The 19,947-nt window shown below is 68.9% G+C and carries 20 protein-coding genes; 6 read left to right on the top strand and 14 right to left on the bottom strand.

Translation table 11 applies throughout. The features are described from left to right. The 5 genes from rplB to rpsJ are packed head-to-tail and all read right to left on the bottom strand — an operon-like array spanning position 1 to position 2,774. Positions 1-837, bottom strand: a complete 837-nt coding sequence (gene rplB, locus ACYQ1K_RS02130) for a 50S ribosomal protein L2 (protein ID WP_459980952.1) — start codon at positions 835-837, stop codon at positions 1-3. Between the two features lie 26 nt (positions 838-863). Then, positions 864-1,169 carry a 50S ribosomal protein L23 gene (gene rplW / locus ACYQ1K_RS02125; RefSeq protein ID WP_459980950.1) on the bottom strand — a complete coding sequence of 102 codons (306 nt, stop codon included), beginning with the start codon at positions 1,167-1,169 and terminating at the stop codon, positions 864-866. Then, positions 1,166-1,795 (bottom strand): 50S ribosomal protein L4, encoded by a 630-nt coding sequence (gene rplD / locus ACYQ1K_RS02120; protein WP_459980949.1) that lies wholly within the window; start codon positions 1,793-1,795, stop codon positions 1,166-1,168. The genes rplW and rplD overlap by 4 nt, the downstream gene beginning before the upstream one ends. A 2-nt stretch (positions 1,796-1,797) precedes the next feature. Then, on the bottom strand, positions 1,798-2,454 hold the full coding sequence (rplC, locus tag ACYQ1K_RS02115) for a 50S ribosomal protein L3 (RefSeq protein WP_459980947.1): 657 nt from the start codon (positions 2,452-2,454) through the stop codon (positions 1,798-1,800). An 11-nt stretch (positions 2,455-2,465) separates the two neighbouring features. Next, complete coding sequence (gene rpsJ / locus ACYQ1K_RS02110) at positions 2,466-2,774, bottom strand: 30S ribosomal protein S10 (RefSeq protein WP_008360994.1); 309 nt, start codon at positions 2,772-2,774, stop codon at positions 2,466-2,468. A 739-nt stretch (positions 2,775-3,513) separates the two neighbouring features. Here rpsJ and ACYQ1K_RS02105 point away from each other — a divergent pair. The 3 genes from ACYQ1K_RS02105 to ACYQ1K_RS02095 all read left to right on the top strand — a co-directional run bounded on the left by ACYQ1K_RS02105 (position 3,514) and on the right by ACYQ1K_RS02095 (position 6,926). Further along, a complete protein-coding gene (locus ACYQ1K_RS02105) occupies positions 3,514-4,896 on the top strand; it encodes an ABC transporter substrate-binding protein (protein WP_459980945.1) in 1,383 nt (460 codons plus the stop codon). A 103-nt stretch (positions 4,897-4,999) separates the two neighbouring features. Continuing rightward, complete coding sequence (locus ACYQ1K_RS02100; RefSeq protein WP_459980943.1) at positions 5,000-5,941, top strand: carbohydrate ABC transporter permease; 942 nt, start codon at positions 5,000-5,002, stop codon at positions 5,939-5,941. Between the two features lie 70 nt (positions 5,942-6,011). Then, positions 6,012-6,926, top strand: a complete 915-nt coding sequence (locus tag ACYQ1K_RS02095; protein WP_459980941.1) for a carbohydrate ABC transporter permease — start codon at positions 6,012-6,014, stop codon at positions 6,924-6,926. A gap of 99 nt (positions 6,927-7,025) precedes the next feature. Here the strand turns inward: ACYQ1K_RS02095 and ACYQ1K_RS02090 are convergent, their stop codons facing one another. Continuing rightward, positions 7,026-8,384, bottom strand: a complete 1,359-nt coding sequence (locus ACYQ1K_RS02090) for a GH1 family beta-glucosidase (protein ID WP_459980939.1) — start codon at positions 8,382-8,384, stop codon at positions 7,026-7,028. Between the two features lie 56 nt (positions 8,385-8,440). On the opposite strand from ACYQ1K_RS02090, the gene ACYQ1K_RS02085 reads away from it, so the two are divergent. Then, positions 8,441-9,448: a LacI family DNA-binding transcriptional regulator gene (locus ACYQ1K_RS02085; RefSeq protein WP_459980937.1), complete on the top strand. Its 1,008-nt coding sequence runs from the start codon at positions 8,441-8,443 to the stop codon at positions 9,446-9,448. On the opposite strand, the gene ACYQ1K_RS02080 is transcribed toward ACYQ1K_RS02085, so the two are convergent. Further along, positions 9,405-10,697, bottom strand: coding sequence for an MFS transporter (locus tag ACYQ1K_RS02080; protein ID WP_459980935.1), 1,293 nt, complete (start codon positions 10,695-10,697; stop codon positions 9,405-9,407). The two genes, ACYQ1K_RS02085 and ACYQ1K_RS02080, sit on opposite strands and share 44 nt — an antisense overlap. A 141-nt stretch (positions 10,698-10,838) precedes the next feature. Here ACYQ1K_RS02080 and ACYQ1K_RS02075 point away from each other — a divergent pair, with 141 nt between their 5' ends. Together ACYQ1K_RS02075 and ACYQ1K_RS02070 are read left to right on the top strand one after the other, a co-directional pair. After that, positions 10,839-11,678, top strand: coding sequence for a glycoside hydrolase family 16 protein (locus ACYQ1K_RS02075; protein WP_459980933.1), 840 nt, complete (start codon positions 10,839-10,841; stop codon positions 11,676-11,678). A 40-nt stretch (positions 11,679-11,718) separates the two neighbouring features. Further along, positions 11,719-12,654, top strand: a complete 936-nt coding sequence (locus tag ACYQ1K_RS02070) for a hypothetical protein (protein ID WP_459980931.1) — start codon at positions 11,719-11,721, stop codon at positions 12,652-12,654. 22 nt (positions 12,655-12,676) lie between these two features. Here ACYQ1K_RS02070 and trmB read toward each other — a convergent pair whose 3' ends face one another. The 7 genes from trmB to ACYQ1K_RS02035 form a co-directional block, all read right to left on the bottom strand. Beyond that, positions 12,677-13,438: a tRNA (guanine(46)-N(7))-methyltransferase TrmB gene (gene trmB / locus ACYQ1K_RS02065; RefSeq protein ID WP_459980929.1), complete on the bottom strand. Its 762-nt coding sequence runs from the start codon at positions 13,436-13,438 to the stop codon at positions 12,677-12,679. A 257-nt stretch (positions 13,439-13,695) separates the two neighbouring features. Then, positions 13,696-14,889, bottom strand: coding sequence for an elongation factor Tu (gene tuf, locus ACYQ1K_RS02060; RefSeq protein ID WP_459980927.1), 1,194 nt, complete (start codon positions 14,887-14,889; stop codon positions 13,696-13,698). Positions 14,890-14,960: 71 nt separating this feature from the next. After that, on the bottom strand, positions 14,961-17,075 hold the full coding sequence (gene fusA / locus ACYQ1K_RS02055; RefSeq protein WP_459980925.1) for an elongation factor G: 2,115 nt from the start codon (positions 17,073-17,075) through the stop codon (positions 14,961-14,963). An 80-nt stretch (positions 17,076-17,155) separates the two neighbouring features. Next, a complete protein-coding gene (rpsG, locus tag ACYQ1K_RS02050; RefSeq protein ID WP_459980924.1) occupies positions 17,156-17,626 on the bottom strand; it encodes a 30S ribosomal protein S7 in 471 nt (156 codons plus the stop codon). A 1-nt stretch (position 17,627) separates the two neighbouring features. Continuing rightward, entirely contained in the window at positions 17,628-17,999 is a 372-nt protein-coding gene (rpsL, locus tag ACYQ1K_RS02045; RefSeq protein ID WP_091125843.1) for a 30S ribosomal protein S12, read from the bottom strand. 162 nt (positions 18,000-18,161) lie between these two features. Then, positions 18,162-19,466 carry an MFS transporter gene (locus ACYQ1K_RS02040; RefSeq protein WP_459980921.1) on the bottom strand — a complete coding sequence of 435 codons (1,305 nt, stop codon included), beginning with the start codon at positions 19,464-19,466 and terminating at the stop codon, positions 18,162-18,164. Further along, the gene (locus ACYQ1K_RS02035; protein WP_459980919.1) at positions 19,463-19,906 is read right to left on the bottom strand and encodes a MarR family winged helix-turn-helix transcriptional regulator; all 444 of its coding nucleotides are present in this window, start codon (positions 19,904-19,906) and stop codon (positions 19,463-19,465) included. The genes ACYQ1K_RS02040 and ACYQ1K_RS02035 overlap by 4 nt, the downstream gene beginning before the upstream one ends. Positions 19,907-19,947 lie beyond the last annotated feature (41 nt).

Below are 19,947 nucleotides of genomic sequence, written 5' to 3'. Positions count from 1 at the left end.
TCAGCGCTTGTTCTTGCCGGACTTGCGGCGACGGATGATCTGGGAGTCGCTGGCCTTGCGCTTGCGCGTGCGACCCTCGGGCTTCCCCCACGGCGAGACCGGGTGGCGACCACCGGAGGTCTTGCCCTCACCACCACCGTGCGGGTGGTCGACCGGGTTCATGACGACACCACGGACGGTCGGGCGCACGCCCTTCCAGCGCATGCGGCCGGCCTTGCCCCAGTTGATGTTCGACTGCTCGGCGTTGCCGACCTCGCCGACCGTCGCGCGGCAGCGCACGTCGACGTAGCGCATCTCGCCGGACGGCATGCGCAGCGTGGCACGGCTGCCCTCACGGGCGACCAGCTGGGCGCTGATGCCGGCGGAGCGGGCGATCTTCGCCCCGCCGCCCGGCCGCAGCTCCACGGCGTGGATCGTCGTGCCGACCGGGATGTTGCGCAGCGGCAGGTTGTTGCCGGTCTTGATGTCGGCCGTCGGGCCCGACTCGACCACGGTGCCCTGCTTGAGGTCCTTCGGCGCGAGGATGTAGCGCTTCTCGCCGTCGGCGTAGTGCAGCAGCGCGATCCGGGCGGTGCGGTTCGGGTCGTACTCGATGTGAGCGACCTTGGCCGGCACGCCGTCCTTGTCGTAGCGCTTGAAGTCGACGATGCGGTAGGCACGCTTGTGACCGCCACCCTTGTGCCGGGTGGTGATCCGGCCCTGGTTGTTGCGGCCGCCCGTCTTGGGCAGCGGACGCGTCAGCGACTTCTCCGGCGTGGTCCGGGTGATCTCGACGAAGTCGGCCACCGAGGCGCCGCGGCGGCCCGGGGTGGTCGGCTTGTACTTGCGGATAGCCATGTCTCTTCAGTCCTTAATCAGCCCGGTCAGGAGACCGGACCTCCGAAGATGTCGATGCGGTGACCGTCGGCCAGGCTGACGATGGCGCGCTTGGTGTCCTTGCGCTTGCCGAGCCCATTGCGGGTACGGCGCGTCTTGCCCGGTCGGTTGATCGTGTTGACCGAGGTGACCTTGACGTTGAAGACCTTCTCAACGGCGATCTTGATCTCGGTCTTGTTGGCGTCCGTGCGCACCAGGAACGTGTACTTGTTCTGGTCGAGGAGGCCGTAGCTCTTCTCGGACACGACCGGCGCGAGCAGGATGTCGCGGTGGTCCTTGTGCAGGGTGCTCACTTGGCAGCCTCCTCGGCGTTCGTCTTGGCGCCCGCGGCGTTCACCAGGCTGTCGTACGCGCCCTTGGTGAAGACCACGTCGTCGCTGGCCAGCACGTCGTAGGTGTTGAGCTGGTCGACCGCCACGATGTGCACCTCGGGGGCGTTGCGCAGCGAGAGCCAGGTGACGACGTCGGCGCGCTCGAGGACCACCAGGTACTTGCTGCGGTCGGTCAGCGTGCGCAGACCGGCGAGCGCGTCCTTGGTCGACGGCTTCTCCCCCAGGCCGAAGCCCTCGACCACGTGGACGCGGCCGTTCTGGGCCCGGTCGGAGAGGGCCCCGCGCAGGGCGGCGGCCTTCATCTTCTTGGGGGTGCGCTGACTGTAGTCACGCGGCTGCGGACCGTGGACGACGCCACCGCCGGCGAACTGCGGCGCGCGGGTCGAGCCCTGGCGGGCGCGGCCGGTGCCCTTCTGCTTGTAGGGCTTGCGGCCACCGCCGCGGACCTCGCCGCGGGTCTTGGTGGCGTGGGTGCCCTGGCGCGCGGCGGCCTGCTGCGCGACGACGACCTGGTGGATCAGCGGGACGTTGACGGCAACGTCGAAGATCTCGGCGGGCAGGTCGACCTTGACAGTGGTGAGAGCCATGGTCAGTTCTCCGTCCTCTTCGCGGCGGAGCGAAGGACGAGCAGGCCACCCTTGGGGCCGGGAACGGCGCCCTTGAGGAGGATGAGGCCCTTCTCCGCATCGACAGCGTGCACGGTGAGGTTCTGGGTGGTGACGGTGTCGGTGCCCATGTGGCCGGCCATGCGGACGCCCTTGAACACGCGACCCGGGGTGGCGCACGCGCCGATCGAGCCCGGCTTGCGGTGGTTGCGGTGGGCGCCGTGCGAGGCCGAGACGCCGGCGAAGCCGTGACGCTTCATCGTGCCGGCGAAGCCCTTGCCCTTGCTGGTGCCGGTCACGTCGATGACCTCGCCGGCGGCGAAGGTGTCGACCGCCAGCTCCTGGCCCACGGTGTACGACGCCGCGTCGGCGGTGCGGATCTCGACGAGGTGCTTGCGCGGCGTGGTGCCGGCCTTGGCGAACTGGCCGGCGACCGGCTTGGTGACCTTGCGGCCCGCGATCTCACCGAACCCGACCTGGATGGCGTTGTAGCCGTCGGTCTCGGGCTGGCGGATCTGCGTGACGACGTTGGTCGCAGCGGCGACGACGGTCACGGGGACGACGCGGTTGTTCTCGTCCCAGACCTGGGTCATGCCGAGCTTGGTGCCCAGCAGACCCTTCACGTTGCGTTCGAAAGTCATCTTGGGCAACCTCAGAGCTTGATCTCGATGTCGACACCGGCCGGCAGGTCCAGGCGCATCAGCGAGTCGACGGTCTTCGGGGTGGGGTCGATGATGTCGATGAGGCGCTTGTGGGTGCGCATCTCGAAGTGCTCGCGGGAGTCCTTGTACTTGTGGGGCGAGCGGATGACGCAGTACACGTTCTTCTCGGTCGGCAGCGGCACCGGGCCGGCGACCTTGGCACCCGTGCGGGTGACCGTGTCCACGATCTTGCGCGCCGAGGTGTCGATCACCTCGTGGTCATAGGCCTTGAGCCTGATGCGGATCTTCTGTCCCGCCATCTGTCTCTCTCGTCCTTCTGGTCAGCGTTGCCGCGTGCGTTCCGGGGCGTCCTCGGGTTTGAGTCGGTCCCGCCCTGCTGCCCACCACCCCCGGCCGGCTCCGACCCCCGCGGTCGGGCGTGTCGCGAGTCTCGCTTCGCGCACGACCCACCATCGGCGGGATCTGCCTGCTCGGTTGTTCGGTGGCACCTGGCGGTTCGCCAGGCTGATCGGGTCTCCAGGTTCGGTGCGGACGCACGGCGATCACCGAACACGACCGGGCCGGGGCCCGGGAGACGCGATTCAGTAGTCAAGATGTGCCGCACCCCGGCGACCCGCCGGAGCAACCCGAGAATCTTGTCAGATCTGCGAGCAACGGCCAAATCGACCCGGCACCGTCGCCCCGGCCGCGGGACGCAGACCGGTCAGGTAGGCGACGGACCGCCGCCGACCCGGCCTCCTCATCATGCCATTCGCCCGGCGGTGAGCCAGCAACCGAACGGCGTCGTACGTCGGTGCATGGCTGACCGCCGCCGCGAGGCCCAGCCAGAACGCGAGGTGGTGCAGATCGGAACGAAGGGCGCGCTGGTGCTCGACAGTGGGAGCGTTCCCACCTAATGTGACCCACGTTACGCAACCGTTATCGCGAATGGTTGACCATGCCTATGCGTAAGCGCTTGCATCACCCATGGAGGAGGACAACGGCGTCGGACTCACCCCGTCCGTCGCCGTGCTCTCACACAGAGGAGAGGAAGACGACGTGATCCGATCACGCAACGCACGACGGGGCATGGCCGCCACGGCTGCCCTGGTGACCGCGGGCCTCGTGCTGGCCGGCTGCGGCGGCAGCGACGGCGGCAGCAACAAGGCCAGCGGCAAGTCGCCCGGCGAAGGCAAGGCCGAGTGCGCGCAGCTGACCCAGTTCGGCGACCTGACCGGCAAGAAGGTCCACGTCTACACCACGATCGTGGCTCCCGAGGACAAGGCCCAGAAGGACAGCTACAAGCTCTTCACCGACTGCACCGGCGCCACCGTGCAGTACGAGGGCTCCAAGGAGATGGAGGCCCAGATCCTCGTCCGGGCCCAGAGCGGCAACCTGCCCGACATCGCCTACATCCCGCAGCCGGGCCTGCTCAACACGCTGGTCACCCAGACCGGGACCGTCAAGGAGGCTCCGAAGGGCGTCGCCGACAACGTCGACAAGTTCTGGAGCAAGGACTGGAAGGGCTATGGCACCGTCGACGGCAAGCTCTACGCGGCGCCGCTCGGCGCGAACGTGAAGTCCTTCGTCTGGTACTCCCCCAAGATGTTCAAGGACAACGGCTGGACCGTCCCGCAGACCTGGGACGACCTGATGAAGCTGTCCGACCAGATCGCCGCCAAGGGGATCAAGCCGTGGTGCGCCGGCTTCGAGTCCGGCGAGGCCACCGGCTGGCCGGGCACCGACTGGCTCGAGGACATGCTGCTGCGCACCGCGGGCGCCGACGTCTACGACAAGTGGGTCAGCCACGGGATCCCGTTCAACGACCCGCAGGTCGCCGACGCCCTCGACAAGGTCGGCGCGATCCTGAAGAACCCGAAGTACGTCAACGGCGGCATCGGCGACGTCAAGTCGATCGCGACCACGGCGTTCCAGCAGGGTGGCCTGCCGATCCTCAAGGGGAAGTGCGCGATGCACCGCCAGGCGTCGTTCTACGCCGCCAACTGGCCGACCGGCACCAAGGTCGCCGAGGACGGAGACGTCTTCGCCTTCTACCTGCCGCCGGTCGACCCGAGCAAGGGCAAGCCCGTCCTCGGTGGTGGCGAGTTCGTCGCCGCCTTCAACTCCAACCCCGCGACCGTCGCCTTCCAGACCTACCTCTCCAGCGACGTCTGGGCCAACGAGAAGGCCAAGGCCACCCCGGGCGGCGGCTGGGTGAGCGCCAACAAGGGCCTCGACCCGAACAACCTGGTCAGCCCCATCGACAAGCTGTCGGCCCAGATCCTCGCTGACCCGAACGCGGTGTTCCGCTTCGACGGCTCGGACGCGATGCCGGCCGCCGTGGGCGCGAACAGCTTCTGGAAGCAGATGGTGGCCTGGATCACCGGGCAGGACACCAAGACGACCCTCGACAACATCGAGAAGTCCTGGCCGAAGAGCTGACCCACCTCCGAGCAGCCGGGCCGGCCCACGCCGGCCCGGCTGCCCTGAGACCTCCGCCGGCGCCTCGCCGGCTCGTCCCATCTCCTCGTCCTTGGGAGGGCACATGTCGACAGGCGAGAAGCTGATCCAGGCGGTGATCATCGTCGCCCTGTTCTTCGCCGTGGTGGCCGTGATCCTGCTGCTGACGTCCAAGCTGCGGTCCCGAGTCGGTGAGCTCGTCCAGTCCGCGGCGTTCCTCCTGCCGACCTTCGTCCTGCTCGGCGTCGGCCTGCTCTTCCCGGCGGTCTCGACCATCCGGCTGTCGTTCCGCAACAACTTCGACAAGCTGTGGGTCGGGCTCGACAACTACCGGACGATCTTCACCGACTCCGACCTCATCAGGGTCCTCGTCAACACCGCGCTGTGGGTGATCATCACGCCGATCCTGGCGACCTTCGTCGGGCTCGTCTACGCAGTGCTCGTCGACCGGTCCCGCTTCGAGAAGGCCGCGAAGGCCCTCATCTTCCTTCCGATGGCGATCTCGCTGGTCGGCGCGTCGCTGATCTGGAAGTTCGTCTACGACGACAACGTGGGCATCCTCAACGCGGTCACGGACGCGCTCGGGCTCGGCCGCCACCACTGGCTCCTGAACCCGCCCGGCAACACGTTCTTCCTGATCATCATCCTCGTCTGGGTCCAGGCGGGCTTCGCCACCGTGGTGCTCTCGGCCTCGATCAAGGCGATCCCGACCGACATCGTGGAGGCGGCACGGCTCGACGGGGTCGGCGGCTTCAAGATGTTCCGCTACATCACCGTGCCGAGCATCCGGCCGACGCTGATCGTCGTGCTGACCGCCATCACGATCGTCACGCTCAAGGTCTTCGACATCGTCCGCACCACCACGGGCGGCAACTTCAAGACCAGCGTCCTGGCCTATGAGTTCTACGTGCAGAGCTTCCGGTCCGCCAACCGCGGCCTCGGCGCCGCGCTCGCGGTCCTGATCTTCGCGCTGGTGCTGCCGGTGGTCATCTACAACGTCCGTCAGATGAGGAAGGTGGCACGATGATCCACCCCACGAAGTTCTGCCCTCCACTCGCTGCGCTCCCTCCGGCCACAACTTCGAGGGGACCCCGGAAATGACCGTCATCGACGTCCCACTCGAGAAGATCGAGGCGGCAGCCGAGTCCAGCCGCAAGGATCTCAGCAACCGGTGGGCCTCCATGGCCGCGCTCCTCATCGCGGTCCTGTGGACGATCCCGACCGCGGGCCTCCTCGTCACGTCCTTCCGGCCGGAGAACGACATCAACACCTCGGGCTGGTGGACGGTCGTCACCAACCCGTCCTTCACGCTGGACAACTACAAGGCGGTCCTGAGCGGGGGCTCGGAGTACAGCCTGACCGACTTCTTCGTGAACTCGATCGTCATCACCATCCCCGCGGTCGTCATCCCGATCAGCATCGCGACGATGGCGGCGTACGCCTTCGCCTGGATGCGGTTCCCGCTGAAGAACACGATCTTCATCCTGATCTTCGCCCTGCAGATCGTGCCGATCCAGGTGACGATGATCCCGCTGCTGCGGCTCTACGTGAAGCTGGGGCTGGCCGGCAACGACGCGCCCGGTGGCGGGTTCTACACGATCTGGCTCTCGCACGCCGCGTTCGCCCTGCCGCTCGCGATCTACCTGCTGCACAACTTCATGCTCGAGATCCCGGGTGAGCTGGTGGAGTCCGCCAAGGTCGACGGCGCCGGGCACGTCCAGATCTTCACCCGGTTGATCCTGCCGCTGATGATGCCGGCCATCGCGGCGTTCGCCATTCTCCAGTTCCTCTGGGTGTGGAACGACCTGCTGGTCGCGCTCGTCTTCGGCGGTGGCAGCCTGGACATCTCGCCTCTCACCGTCGCGCTGGCCAACCTGTCCGGCACCCGCGGCGCCGACTGGTATCTGCTCTCCGCGGGTGCGTTCGTCTCTCTGGTGATCCCGCTCATCGTCTTCTTGTCGCTGCAGCGGTTCTTCGTCCGCGGTCTGCTGGCCGGGTCCGTGAAGGGCTGAGCCACGTCCGGCTCGGAGCGGCATGACAGCGGCCCCCGGCGCTCGCCAGCGGCGAGCCCCGGGGGCCGTGTCACGGATGCCGTGAGACGACGGGACCTCTCAGGCGCGGAGCCGCCGCTGGAGCCACCGGTAGGACGCCTTCGGCGTGCGGTCCTGTGTCTCCGGGGCGACGTGGACGATGCCGAAGCGCTTCGTGTAGCCCTCCGCCCACTCGAAGTTGTCCAGCAGCGTCCACACGAAGTAGCCCCGGATGTCCGCACCGGCCTCCCGCGCGCGCTCAGTGGCCGCGATGTGTCCCTCGAGGTAGCCGATGCGGTCCTGGTCGTCCACCGCTCCGTCGACCACGCGCTCGTCGGCGTACGCCGCGCCGTTCTCGGTCACCATGAGAGGCAGGCCGGTGCGCTTGTGCGTGTCGAGCAGCAGCTCCTCGAGCCCGGCCGGCTCGACCTCCCAGCCGATGTGGGTGCGAGGGTCTCGGACGTGGAAGGTGACGGCGGGGACGCCGGGGTAGGCGTCCGTCTCCGGGTGACGCTCCTGCCCCTCCTCCGTCGGCTCGACCGGCCCCGGCCGGACCGGGGTGTAGTAGTTGAGGCCGAGCCAGTCGGCGCTGCCGCGCACCAGCTCGAGGTCGCCCTCGCGGACCAGCGCGGGGTCGGCGAGCTCCGGGGCGATGCGCAGCAGGCCCTCGTCGTACATGCCGTCGACGAGCGGCCCGAGCCAGACGCGGTTGCGGACGGCGTCGATCCCGTCGGCTCGGGCCTCGTCGGTGCCTGGCTCGGGCCAGATCGGAGCCAGGTTGAGCACCACGCCGACGTCCTGGCTGCCGGCCGCGTGCAGGGCACGCGCCGCCAGTCCGTGGGCGAGCATGAGGTGGTGAGCAGCGCGATGGGCCACACCGCCCTCGCGCCGCCCCGGCGCGTGCACGCCCGCGGCATAGCCGAGGTACGCCGAGCACCACGGCTCGTTGAGTGTGGCCCAGACCTTGACCCGGTCGCCCAGGCGCTCGTGCACGATCGCGGCGTAGTCGGCGAAGGCGTACGCCGTCTCGCGCGACAGCCAGCCGCCGGCGTCCTCGAGCGCCTGCGGCAGGTCCCAGTGGTAGAACGTGCCGGTCGGGGTGACCCCCCGCTCCAGGAGGGCGTCGACCAGGCGGTCGTAGTAGTCGAGCCCGCGCGTCTCGACGGCGCCGGTGCCCGCCGGGAGGATGCGCGGCCAGGCCACCGAGAAGCGATACCAGCCGACACCGAGGTCGGCGAGGAGCGCCGCGTCCTGCGCGTAGCGGTGGTAGGAGTCGCAGGCGACGGTCCCGTCCTTCCCGTCGCGGGTGGCGCCCGGCGTCGCGGCGAAGGTGTCCCAGATGGACACGCCCCGTCCGTCCTCGCGCGTGGCTCCCTCGATCTGGTACGACGCTGTGGCGGCCCCGAACGCCAGCGGACCTTGCGGAAGGTGCAGTGTCATGGGTCGCACTCTAGCGGGAGAATGGGAGCGCTCCCAATAGGGGGAGGAGCACGAGGATGACGAGCATCAAGGACGTGGCCCGCGACGTGTCGCTCTCGACGGCGACCGTGTCGCGAGCGCTGCGCGGACTCCGCGGCGTCTCGGAGGCCAACCGCTCGAGGATCAGCGAGGCCGCTCAGCGGCTGGGCTACGTCCCCTCCCCCAGCGCCGTCGGTCTGGCCAGCGGCCAGACCCGCACGGTCGCCGTCATCGTCCCCCACGTCGCCCGGTGGTTCTTCGGCGAGGTGGTGCAGGGTGCGGAGGAGGTCCTGCGCGCGGCTGACTACGACCTGCTGCTCTACAACCTCGCCGGCGAGCCGGCTGCGCGCCATCGCGTGTTCCAGACGGGCCTGCTCTCCAAGCGGGTCGACGCCGTCCTCGTCCTGGGGCTGCGTCCCACCCCGCAGGAGCAGGCGAGGCTCGCGACGCTCGGCCGGCCGGTCGCCATCGTCGGCGCCGCCGCTCCCGGGCTGTTCAGCGTGAGCATCGACGACGAGACCGCCGCACGGCTCGCGACGTCGCATCTCGTGGACCTCGGCCACCGCCGGATCGGCTACATCGGCGGGTCGCTGGACACCCTCGACTTCGTGGCCCCCTCGGCGCGGCTCGCCGGCTATCGGGCCGTCCTGCGCGAGCACGGCCTGCAACACGATCGCGTGCTCGAGGAGGTCAGCGACTTCAGCGTGACCGGAGGCGGCGCCGCGGCGCAGCGGCTCCTGACCCTCCCGGACAGGCCGACCGCCATCTTCGCCGCCTCCGACGAGATGGCGCTCGGCGTGCTGCGCACAGCGCGCAAGCTGGGCCTCTCCGTCCCCGGCGACGTCTCGGTGGTCGGCATCGACGACTACGAGCTGGCCGACTTCTTCGACCTCACCACCGTCGCTCAGCCCGTGCGCGAGCAGGGGCGACGCGGTGCCGAGCGTGTGCTCGCCGAGCTGACCGGCGCGCCCCCTCCGGAGTCCGAGGTGCTCCCGGTCGAGCTCATCGTGCGCTCGTCGACGGGAGCGCCCGGCGCGGGATCATGAGGCACAGGCCAGCCGCGACGACACACAGGACGCCGGCGGTGATCCAGGCGAGGAGGTAGTCGCCGGTGGACTGCCGGATCCATCCGGCATAGCTCGCCGCGACGCCGGCACCGACCATGTGAGCGGCGAAGACCCAACCGAACACGACGCCCGAGCGCTCGATTCCGAAGTGCTGGCGGCACAGCGCCACGGTCGGCGGCACGGTCGCCACCCAGTCGAGGCCGTAGAAGAGCACGAAGAGAAACAGGCTCGGATGCAGGGAGGGCCCGAGCAGCATGTCGACCCACAGCAGGGAGAGACCGCGCAGGAAGTAGTAGCCGAACAGGAGCTTGCGCGGGTCGACCCGGTCGGTGAGCCAGCCACTCGCGATCGTGCCGACGATGTCGAAGATGCCGATCAGCGCAAGCAGCGAGGCGCTGGTCGTCTCGGGCATCCCGTGGTCGTGCGCGGCGGGGATGAAGTGGGTGCCGATCAGTCCGTTGGTCGACCAGCCGCAGATCCAGAAGGTCACGAACAGGGCCCAGAAGGTGCCCGAGCGGGCGCTCGAGCGCAGCGTCACCAGGGCGAGCCGGGCGGCGCCGAGGTGGTGTGCCGGCGCCGGCGGTGGGGTCCAGTCGGCGGGGGCGCCGTACGGCGTCGTGCCGATCTCTTGTGGCGAATCCCGCAGGACACACCAGACCAGGGGGACCAGCAGGAGCGCGAAGAGCGCCACGAGGCCGGCCGCCCAACGCCAGCCCGGCCCGTCGGCGAGGTGGGCGATCAGGGGCAGGAAGATCAGCTGGCCGGTCGAGGAGGCTGCCGAGAAGACGCCGACGACCACCCCGCGGTGCGCGACGAACCACCGGTTGGCGACGATCGCGCCGAAGACGAGGGCGAGCGCGCCGGTGCCGATGCCGACGGCGAAGCCCCAGAGCAGCCACAGCTGCCACGCCTGCGTCATGACGAGCGTCAGTCCGGAGCCGACGGCGACGAGCGTCAGGGACGCGGCGACCACACGGCGTACGCCGAAGCGCTCCATGAGCGCCGCCGCGAAGGGGGCCGTGAGCCCGTAGACGATCAGGTTGAGCGACACCGCCCCGGACGTCGTCGCGCGGGACCAGCCGAAGTCCTGCTCGAGCGGCTCGAGCAGCGCCCCTGTGGAGGACCGGAAGCCGGCGGCGGCGATCAGGGACGCCATCGTGACAGCCGCGATCGGCCACGCGCGGTGCAGGCCGACCCGCTGGCGGGTCGGGGTCTCCACGCGCGTCACAGGCCCTACGGTCTCATAGCCGCGCGATGGGCTTGAGCGCCGATCCTGCCCCTCGCCGACGATATTCGGCCTGCCGCCGGCGCGCCGACGTGACGGCCTCGCCGAATCGGTCCCCTGCGACGATCGGGTTAGGGTCTCCGGATGTTGTCCAAGCACCTGGTCATTCCTGTGACCGCTCTCGGGGTCGCGCTGGGCCTCTTCGCGGTCCTCTTCACGCCGACACTGCCGCGCGCCGAGGCCTATCCCTGTGGGCGTCCGAGCGGCTGCACCTCGTTCGAGCTCGTCCACGCCGGCGCCAGCTACGGGTGGTATCCCGCGGCCCAGCGCTACGAGTTCAAGGGCGGCCGCAAGGCGCCGAGCGCCTGGCACAAGGCGGGCCCCGGCAAGCTCTACCAGACCAACGGCATGCTGACCCTCGTCGCTCCGAAGGGGCAGACGAGCGGCGTCCGCACCGTGTGGACCGGCGTGGGCTACCGCGAGGGCCGCTGGGAGGTGCGGATGCGCACCGACCGCGAGACCCGTGGGAACGCCGACTACCGCGTCGTCCTCTCGCTCGTGCCCGTGAGCAAGCGAGAGCGTCACTGCGGCGCGCAGGACATCGACTTCCTCGACTACTCGCCCGCCAAGGCGCACACCGCGGCGTTCAACATCCACACGCTGCCCGACCTGCGCTTCGCCGCCAAGCAGTCGCTGGGCCGCAAGGTCGGATCCGACCAGTGGCACGAGTTCGCCGTCGAGGTGACCAAGTCGCACATCTCGTGGTTCATCGACGCGCATGTCGTGCGCACCGAGCGCCGTCCGGCGGCTCTGTCCGGTCGGGCGTACACGATGCAGGCCGCGCTGGTGCCCCAGCAGGGCCGCGCGATGAACAAGACGCGGCTCCAGCTCGACTGGGCCCGCTACTGGACCATGAAGAAGAAGAGCAAGAAGTCGATCAAGGCACCGTCCACGACCCAGAAGCGGTACGCCGGAGCCTGCTGAAACGTCTGACACGACCAGATCTCTCGCCTAAGGTGGCGCGGTGCCCCCGCGCCGCCTTTCGCTTCTCTCGGACCTTCTCTCGCGCCGTGTCCCGGCCCGTGTCGCCGTCGGCCTGCTCGCGTCCGCGCTCGTCCTGCCGCTCGCGGGAAGCGTGGAGCCGGCGTCCGCGTCGTGCGGTCGGGCGTCCGGCTGCAACCGCTACGAGCTGATCCACGCAGGGTCGACCTACGGGTGGTATCCGGCGGCGATCCGACACGAGTTCATCACGGCGGACGGCTCCCGGCCGCCGGCGGCGTGGTCCTACTCGGGCACGCCGACGGCCTGGTCGGACCGGTATGGCACGCTCCAGGTCGACCAGAGCGCCGGCGACCTCGTCACCGACTGGAACCAGTCGCGGCGGACCGGCCGCTGGGAGGTCCGCTTCCGCAGCAAGTCGGGCAAGGCGCGCACGCCCAGCGGCCTGACGCCCTACCAGGTGAAGATCGAGCTCGTGCCCTCCGGCACGTCGCCGAGCCGCTGCGCCGCGGAGTCGGTCCTGATGGCGGGCTACGACCCCGCGACCGCCGGTCGGACTGCGACGGTCGGCGTGACGCGGCCCGGCTTCGACGCCATGGCGCCCGCGACTCCCGTAGGCCCGCTCTTCGACGTCAACACGTGGAATCCGACGCAGGACGAGCACGTCGGCGCCTGGCGGGTGTGGGCCGTCGAGGTGGGCAGGGACCACATCTCGTGGTTCCTCGACGGCAAGGTCATCAGGCGCGAGTCGCGGCCAGCGGCTCTCATCGGCAAGCCGCTGCACCTGCGCCTGTCGCTGCTTTCGACGCCCGGCCAGGAGATGGCTCCGGCCACCACGCAGCTCGACTGGGCCCGCTACTGGAGCCTCAAGCGCACGACCAAGGCGAAGCGAAAGCTCCGTGCGCTGCGTCATGCGCCGGGTCTCACGGCGGTCAGCCAGAGCCCGGCCCCGGGCTGCTGAGTGGTCTCGAGACCGACCCGCGTCAGATGCGGCGGTAGGCGAAGTCGGCGATCTCGCGGCCCTCGGCGATGCCGCGGCGCTCGAACTTCGTGAGGGGCCGATCCGCCCAGCGCTCGACGCGGCCGCCCTCCAGGGTCGGCTCGGTCGCCATGGCCTCGTCGATGTGGTCGGCGTAGTCCGCCCAGTCGGTGGCGAGCCGCCAGGTGCCGCCCTCGAGGAGGCGCGACGCCGCGGTCGAGATGAAGGGCTGGCTCACGAGGCGACGCTTGTGGTGGCGCTTCTTGTGCCAGGGGTCCGGGAAGAGCGTCCACAGCTCGGTGATCGAGCCGGGGGCGAAGAGCTCGGTCAGCGACCAGGCGGCGTCGACGGTGCAGAGCCGGGCGTTGGTGGCGCCGGCCGCCTCGAGCCGCGCCAACGTGTCAGCGGCTCCAGGGAGCCAGACCTCGAAGGCGAGCACGTTGACGTCCGGGTGGGCGGCGGCATACGACGCGGTCGTCTCCCCCACACCCGAGCCGATCTCGACGTACAGCGGCGCCTCGCGGCCGAACCACGTCGTCACGTCGAGCGGTCCGGTCAGACCCTCGACGGCGTCCGCGCCGAAGACCCAGTCACCGGCGAGGCGCTCCCAGGCTCCGGCCTGTCTCGCGGTGAAGCGGCTGCCCCTGCGGGAGTAGGACAGCACCTCGCGCACCGGCCGGCCGTCCTCGGTGAGCCGGACATGGGGTCGGCTCTCGGGGCTCGCGTTGCGCGAGCGGGCCAGCTTGCCGTGCTTGTCGTCGGACATGGGGGACACACCTTCCGGCAGCGTGAGCGGACGCAGATGTTCACGGCTCGTGTGGCCAACTGCGCCTGCTCGCGGCCTTTGCCGTGAACATCTGCGTCCGCTCACCACCATGTACACCTGACAAGGCAGAGTCCCCCGGTGCCGATCGGCACCGGGGGACTCCGTGGAGTGTCGTTAGGTCACTTGGTGATCTTGGTGACCCGGCCGGCATTGATGGAGTCGGCCACCCTGAGGTGGCCGGCTCCGCCGGCGCTCGATCACTTGGTGATCTTGGTGACCCGGCCGGCGCCGACGGTGCGGCCACCCTCACGGATCGCGAACCGCAGGCCCTCGTCCATCGCGATGGGCTGGATGAGCTCGACCGACATCTCGGTGTTGTCACCCGGCATGACCATCTCGGTGCCCTCGGGGAGGGTCACGACGCCGGTCACGTCCGTCGTGCGGAAGTAGAACTGCGGACGGTAGTTGTTGAAGAACGGCGTGTGACGGCCGCCCTCCTCCTTCGAGAGGATGTAGACGTTCGCCTCGAAGTTGGTGTGCGGGGTCGTGGTGCCCGGCTTGATGACGACCATGCCGCGCTCGACGTCCTCGCGCTTGGTGCCACGGAGGAGCAGACCGACGTTCTCACCAGCCTGGCCCTCGTCGAGGAGCTTGCGGAACATCTCGACACCGGTGACGGTGGTCTTCTGCGACGTCTCGCGGATGCCGACGATCTCGACCTCCTCGCCGACCTTGACGATGCCGCGCTCGATACGACCGGTGATGACGGTGCCACGACCGGTGATCGTGAAGACGTCCTCGACGGGCATGAGGAACGGCTTGTCCGTCTCACGCTCGGGGGTCGGGATGGCCTCGTCGACCGCGTTCATGAGCTCGAGGATCGACTCGCCCCACTTGGCGTCGCCCTGCAGCGCCGGGAAGGCGGCCACGCGCACGACCGGGATGTCGTCGCCCGGGAACTCGTACTCGTTGAGGAGCTCGCGCACCTCCATCTCGACGAGCTCGATGAGCTCCTCGTCGTCGACCATGTCGCACTTGTTGAGCGCGACGACCAGGGCCGGCACGCCGACCTGGCGGGCGAGCAGGACGTGCTCACGCGTCTGCGGCATCGGGCCGTCGGTGGCGGCGACCACGAGGATCGCGCCGTCCATCTGGGCCGCACCGGTGATCATGTTCTTGATGTAGTCCGCGTGACCAGGGCAGTCGACGTGCGCGTAGTGGCGCGCCTCGGTCTGGTACTCGACGTGCGCGATCGAGATCGTGATACCGCGCTGGCGCTCCTCGGGAGCCTTGTCGATCTCGTCGAACGCCGAAGCGGCGTTCAGGTCCGGGTACTTGTCGTGCAGGACCTTGGTGATCGCCGCGGTCAGCGTGGTCTTGCCGTGGTCGATGTGACCGATCGTACCGATGTTGACGTGCGGCTTGGTCCGCTCGAACTTCGCCTTAGCCACTGTGGGCTCCTCCTGGTGTGTTTGTTACGTGACTCGTACTGAACTGGGTGATGCCGAGGGCCGAACGGCGATTACTCGCCGCGAGCCTTCTTGATGATCTCGTCGGCGATGTTCGTGGGAACCTCGGCGTACGAGTCGAACTCCATCGAGTACGAAGCCTGGCCGGAGGTCTTGGACCTCAGGTCGCCAACGTACCCGAACATCTCGGACAGGGGCACGAGGGCCTGGACGACGATGTCGCCGAACCGCTCCTCCTGCGCCCGGATCTGGCCACGGCGGGAGTTGATGTCGCCGATGACGGTGCCCAGGAAGGTCTCCGGGGTCGTCACCTCCACGGCGAACACGGGCTCCAGCAGGACCGGCTTGGCCTGGCGTGCGGCCTCCTTGAAGGCCTGGATGCCGGCGATCTTGAACGCGAGCTCCGAGGAGTCGACGTCGTGGTAGGCGCCGTCCTCGAGGGCGACCTTGACGTCGACCATCGGGTAGCCGGCGAGGACGCCGAACTCCATGGCCTCCTGGGCGCCCTGGTCGACCGACGGGATGTACTCACGCGGCACGCGACCACCGGTCACGTTGTTCGCGAACTCGTAGCCGGCACCCGTGCCGGTCTCGGGGTCGATGTTCGGCTCGATCGAGATGACGACCTTCGCGAACTGACCCGAGCCACCGGTCTGCTTCTTGTGGGTGTAGCTGTGGTTCGCGACCTTCTGGCGGATGGTCTCGCGGTAGGCCACCTGCGGCTTGCCGACGGTGGCCTCGACCTTGAACTCGCGCTTCATGCGGTCGACGAGGATCTCCAGGTGGAGCTCGCCCATGCCCGCGATGATCGTCTGGCCGGTCTCCTCGTCGGTCTTTACGACGAAGGTCGGGTCCTCCTCGGCGAGACGCTGGATCGCCACGCCGAGCTTCTCCTGGTCGCTCTTCGTCTTCGGCTCGATGGCGACCTCGATCACCGGGGCCGGGAAGGTCATCGACTCGAGGACCACGGGGTTGGCGGGGTCGCTCAGCGTGTGACCCGTCTTGGTGTCCTTCAGACCCATGACGGCGACGATCTGGCCGGCGCCGACCGACGCGATCTCCTCACGCTTGTTGGCGTGCATCTGGTAGACCTTGCCGATCCGCTCCTTCTTGCCGTTGACCGAGTTGACCACGGTCGCGCCGGCCGCGAGCTTCCCGGAGTAGACGCGGACGTAGATCAGCTTGCCCAGGTGGGGGTCGGAGGCGATCTTGAAGGCCAGACCGGAGAAGGGCTCGTCGTCGCTCGGCTTGCGCGTGATCTCGACGGACTCGTCGTTGGGCTTGTGACCGACGATGGCCTCGACGTCGACCGGCGAGGGGAGGTAGTCGTTGACCGCGTCGAGCAGCGGCTGGACGCCCTTGTTCTTGAACGCGGTGCCGGTGAGCACGGGGTTGACCTTGTCGGCGAGGGTCGCGCGACGGATGGCGGCCTTGAGGGTGGGCACGTCGAAGACGTCACCGTCCTCGAGGTAGACCTCCATGATGTCGTCATCGGCCTCGGCGAGCGTCTCGACCAGCTTCTCGCGGTACTCGGCGGCCTTGTCGGCGAGGTCGGCCGGGATCTCCTCGACCGTGTAGTCCTCACCCATCTGGGTCTCGCCGCGCCAGACCTTCGCGTGCATCTCGACCAGGTCGACGACGCCGATGAAGTCGGCCTCGGCGCCGATCGGGATCTGCAGCACCAGCGGGGTGGAGTTGAGGCGCTCGACGATCGAGTCGACGACGCGGTAGAAGTCCGCGCCGGTGCGGTCGAGCTTGTTGACGAAGCACATGCGCGGGACCGAGTACTTGTTCGCCTGGCGCCACACCGTCTGCGACTGCGGCTCGACACCGGCGACACCGTCGAAGACGGCGACAGCGCCGTCGAGGACGCGCAGCGCGCGCTCGACCTCGACCGTGAAGTCGACGTGGCCGGGGGTGTCGATGATGTTGATCTGGTGGTTCTTCCACCAGCAGGTCGTCGCGGCCGACGTGATGGTGATGCCGCGCTCCTGCTCCTGCTCCATCCAGTCCATCGTGGCCGCGCCCTCGTGGACCTCACCGATCTTGTAGGTGATGCCGGTGTAGAACAGGATGCGCTCGGTCGTGGTGGTCTTGCCGGCGTCGATGTGCGCCATGATGCCGATGTTGCGGACGTTCTTCAGGTCCGTGGTGATGTCGACAGCCACTGTCTGCGTGTTCCTTAGGAAGTAGGAGTAGGTGCGGTGCCGGGCGGCGCGCCGAGGTCGTCGGCACGCCGCCCGTCAGCTCACCAGCGGTAGTGCGCGAAGGCCTTGTTCGACTCGGCCATCTTGTGGGTGTCCTCGCGCTTCTTCACAGCAGCGCCCAGGCCGTTGCTCGCGTCGAGGATCTCGTTCTGGAGGCGCTCGGCCATGGTCTTCTCGCGGCGGTCCTGCGAGTAGCCGACGAGCCAGCGCAGCGCGAGCGTGGTGCCGCGGTTGCCCTTGACCTCGATCGGGACCTGGTAGGTCGCACCGCCGACGCGGCGCGACTTGACCTCGATGGCCGGCTTGACGTTGTCCATGGCGCGCTTGAGCGTCAGGACCGGGTCGGTGCCGGTCTTCTCACGGCAGCCCTCGAGCGCGGTGTAGACGATGCGCTGGGCGACCTGCTTCTTGCCGTCCTTCAGGACCTTCGACACGAGCTGGGTGACCAGCTGCGAGCCGTAGACCGGGTCGACGTCGATCGGGCGCTTGGGAGCGGGACCCTTGCGAGGCATCTCACTTCTCCTTCTTGGCGCCGTAGCGGCTCCGGGCCTGCTTGCGGTTCTTCACGCCCTGGGTGTCGAGCGTGCCGCGGATGATCTTGTAGCGGACACCGGGCAGGTCCTTCACACGACCGCCGCGGACGAGCACGATCGAGTGCTCCTGGAGGTTGTGGCCGACGCCGGGGATGTAAGCGGTGACCTCGACGCCCGAGCTCAGGCGCACACGGGCGACCTTGCGCAGAGCGGAGTTCGGCTTCTTCGGCGTGGTGGTGTAGACGCGGGTGCAGACGCCACGGCGCTGCGGAGATCCCTTGAGGGCAGGCGTCTTGTTCTTCGACACCTTGTCCTCGCGGCCCTTGCGGACCAGCTGGTTGATGGTGGGCACCTGGTGGTTCCCCTTCTGTTCGACTCTCTCTCCGCAGCGCCCTGCCGCGGAGGGTGGTGTTGCCGTGTCCGAGTGGTGCGATACCGTCCGTGACCGCCACCCCCGAGGTCGGGCGTGTCGCCCTGCTCATGGGCGTGCCAGCGCCCTCACCAGTTCTGAGGACTACCTGCGGGCACGCGCGACGGCCTGGTCGTCCCAGACACGAGGAAAAAGATTACCGGGCGCCCGAAAGGGGGTCAAAACGCTGGACAGGCCGCCTTGGAGCCGTCCGTACAGCATGATCGCGAGCACGGCGCCCAGCATCGTGAGCCCGCCGCCGAGCCACAGCGTCCAGCGGGCACCGAACGCCTCGCCGATCCAGCCGATGATCGGCGCTCCGATGGGGGTCCCACCCTGCACGACGGTCATGTAGAGCGCCATGACTCGCCCCCGCATCAGCGGGTCGGACTCGAGCTGCATGGTCGCGTTGGCCGAGTTGAGCAGGGTCAGGGTGCAGAAGCCGATGACCGGGCTGAACACGGCGAAGAGGACGTACGACGGCAGCGCGCCCGCCACCATCTCGGCGAGGCTGAAGCCGACCGCAGCGACCGCCAGCAGCCGCAGCCTGATCCGGGTCCGGCGAGCAGCCATCAGTGCACCGGTGAGGGACCCGATCGCGACGGTCGAGCCGAGGATGCCGTACTCCCCCGCGCCCTTGCCGAAGACCTCCGTCGCCATCAACGCGCTCGTGATCTGGAAGTTCATGCCGAACGTGCCCGCGAAGAACACCAGGACGAGCACGAACAGCATCTTGGGCTGCCCGCGGAGGTAGGCCACGCCCTCGCGCAGCGCGCCGGGCCCCCGGCCGCGCACCTTCCCGATGTGCAGCAGGGCGGGGTTCATCCGGCGCAGCTGCGCGATGACGGCGAGGTAGGACACGGCGTTGACTCCGAAGACCCAGCCGGTCGCCTGCTGGCCCGACCCGAGCGCGCCGATCATCAGGCCGGCGATCGCGGGGCCCATGATGCGGGCGGCGTTGAAGCTGGCGGAGTTCAGGCCGACGGCGTTGGTGAGGTGCTCCGTGCCGACCATCTCGCTGACGAAGGACTGCCGCGCCGGCGCGTCGAACGCCGCGCCCACGCCGAGGGCCAGGGCGCAGAGGTAGACGAACCACAGCTGGCTGTGGCCGGAGATGGCGACGACCGCCCCGAGCAGCGACACCAGCCCCATGGCCGCTTGCGTGATCTGCAGCAGCCGGCGCTTCGGCATCCGGTCGGCCACCACTCCGGCGTACGGCGTCAGGAGGAGGACCGGGAGGAACTGGAGGCCCGTCGTGATGCCGACGGCCGCGCCGCCGCCGTCCAGCGGTCTGAGCACCAGCCAGTCCTGGGCGACGCGCATCATCCACGTGCCGGTGTTGGAGACGACACTGCCGGCCAGATACAGCCGGTAGTTCGGGTTGCTCAGGGCTCGGAACGTGGGGCTCAACTGTGTGCGATCTTCTCCAGGATCGGGGCCGCCTGGTGCAGGACGGCGCGTTCATCGGGTGTCAGGGCGGCGAGCTGCTGGGCGAGCCAGTGGTCGCGGCGGGCGCGGTCGGCCTTGACGGTCGCGCGACCCTTCTCGGTGATGGCGACGAGGACCTGGCGTCGGTCGGTCTCGCCCGAGCGACGCTCGGCGTAGCCACCGTCGACCAGGCACCCGATCGTGCGCGTCATGCTGGGCGGCTGGACGCGCTCGCGCGCGGCCAGCTCACCGACGGTCAGCTCGTCGGAGACGCTGAGCGCTCCGAGGACCGCCATCGCCCCCATCGAGAGGTCGTTGCTCGGATCGCGCTCGTTGGCGAGCCGGCGACGTAGCCGCATCACGGAGAGACGCAGGACCGACGCCAGTCCGGCGTCGGTGCCGCTCACACTCGTGCTCGTCATGTCGTTAGCATAACTCATTACCTTCGCTAAGCATTCCTGGG

It is taken from the genome of Nocardioides sp. AN3 (assembly GCF_054653495.1).
Note: the sequence above shows the minus strand (reverse complement) of the source record. Positions and strands in the feature narration are given on the sequence as shown.

Bases quoted from the DNA above. Each gene is read 5' to 3' on its own strand.
- rplB (WP_459980952.1), bottom strand. From the start codon at position 837: ATGGCTATCCGCAAGTACAAGCCGACCACCCCGGGCCGCCGCGGCGCC.
- rplD (WP_459980949.1), bottom strand. From the start codon at position 1,795: ATGGCTCTCACCACTGTCAAGGTCGACCTGCCCGCCGAGATCTTCGAC.
- rplC (WP_459980947.1), bottom strand. From the start codon at position 2,454: ATGACTTTCGAACGCAACGTGAAGGGTCTGCTGGGCACCAAGCTCGGC.
- rpsJ (WP_008360994.1), bottom strand. From the start codon at position 2,774: ATGGCGGGACAGAAGATCCGCATCAGGCTCAAGGCCTATGACCACGAG.
- ACYQ1K_RS02100 (WP_459980943.1), top strand. From the start codon at position 5,000: ATGTCGACAGGCGAGAAGCTGATCCAGGCGGTGATCATCGTCGCCCTG.
- ACYQ1K_RS02095 (WP_459980941.1), top strand. From the start codon at position 6,012: ATGACCGTCATCGACGTCCCACTCGAGAAGATCGAGGCGGCAGCCGAG.
- ACYQ1K_RS02090 (WP_459980939.1), bottom strand. From the start codon at position 8,384: ATGACACTGCACCTTCCGCAAGGTCCGCTGGCGTTCGGGGCCGCCACA.
- ACYQ1K_RS02085 (WP_459980937.1), top strand. From the start codon at position 8,441: ATGACGAGCATCAAGGACGTGGCCCGCGACGTGTCGCTCTCGACGGCG.
- ACYQ1K_RS02075 (WP_459980933.1), top strand. From the start codon at position 10,839: ATGTTGTCCAAGCACCTGGTCATTCCTGTGACCGCTCTCGGGGTCGCG.
- trmB (WP_459980929.1), bottom strand. From the start codon at position 13,438: ATGTCCGACGACAAGCACGGCAAGCTGGCCCGCTCGCGCAACGCGAGC.
- rpsG (WP_459980924.1), bottom strand. From the start codon at position 17,626: ATGCCTCGCAAGGGTCCCGCTCCCAAGCGCCCGATCGACGTCGACCCG.
- ACYQ1K_RS02035 (WP_459980919.1), bottom strand. From the start codon at position 19,906: ATGACGAGCACGAGTGTGAGCGGCACCGACGCCGGACTGGCGTCGGTC.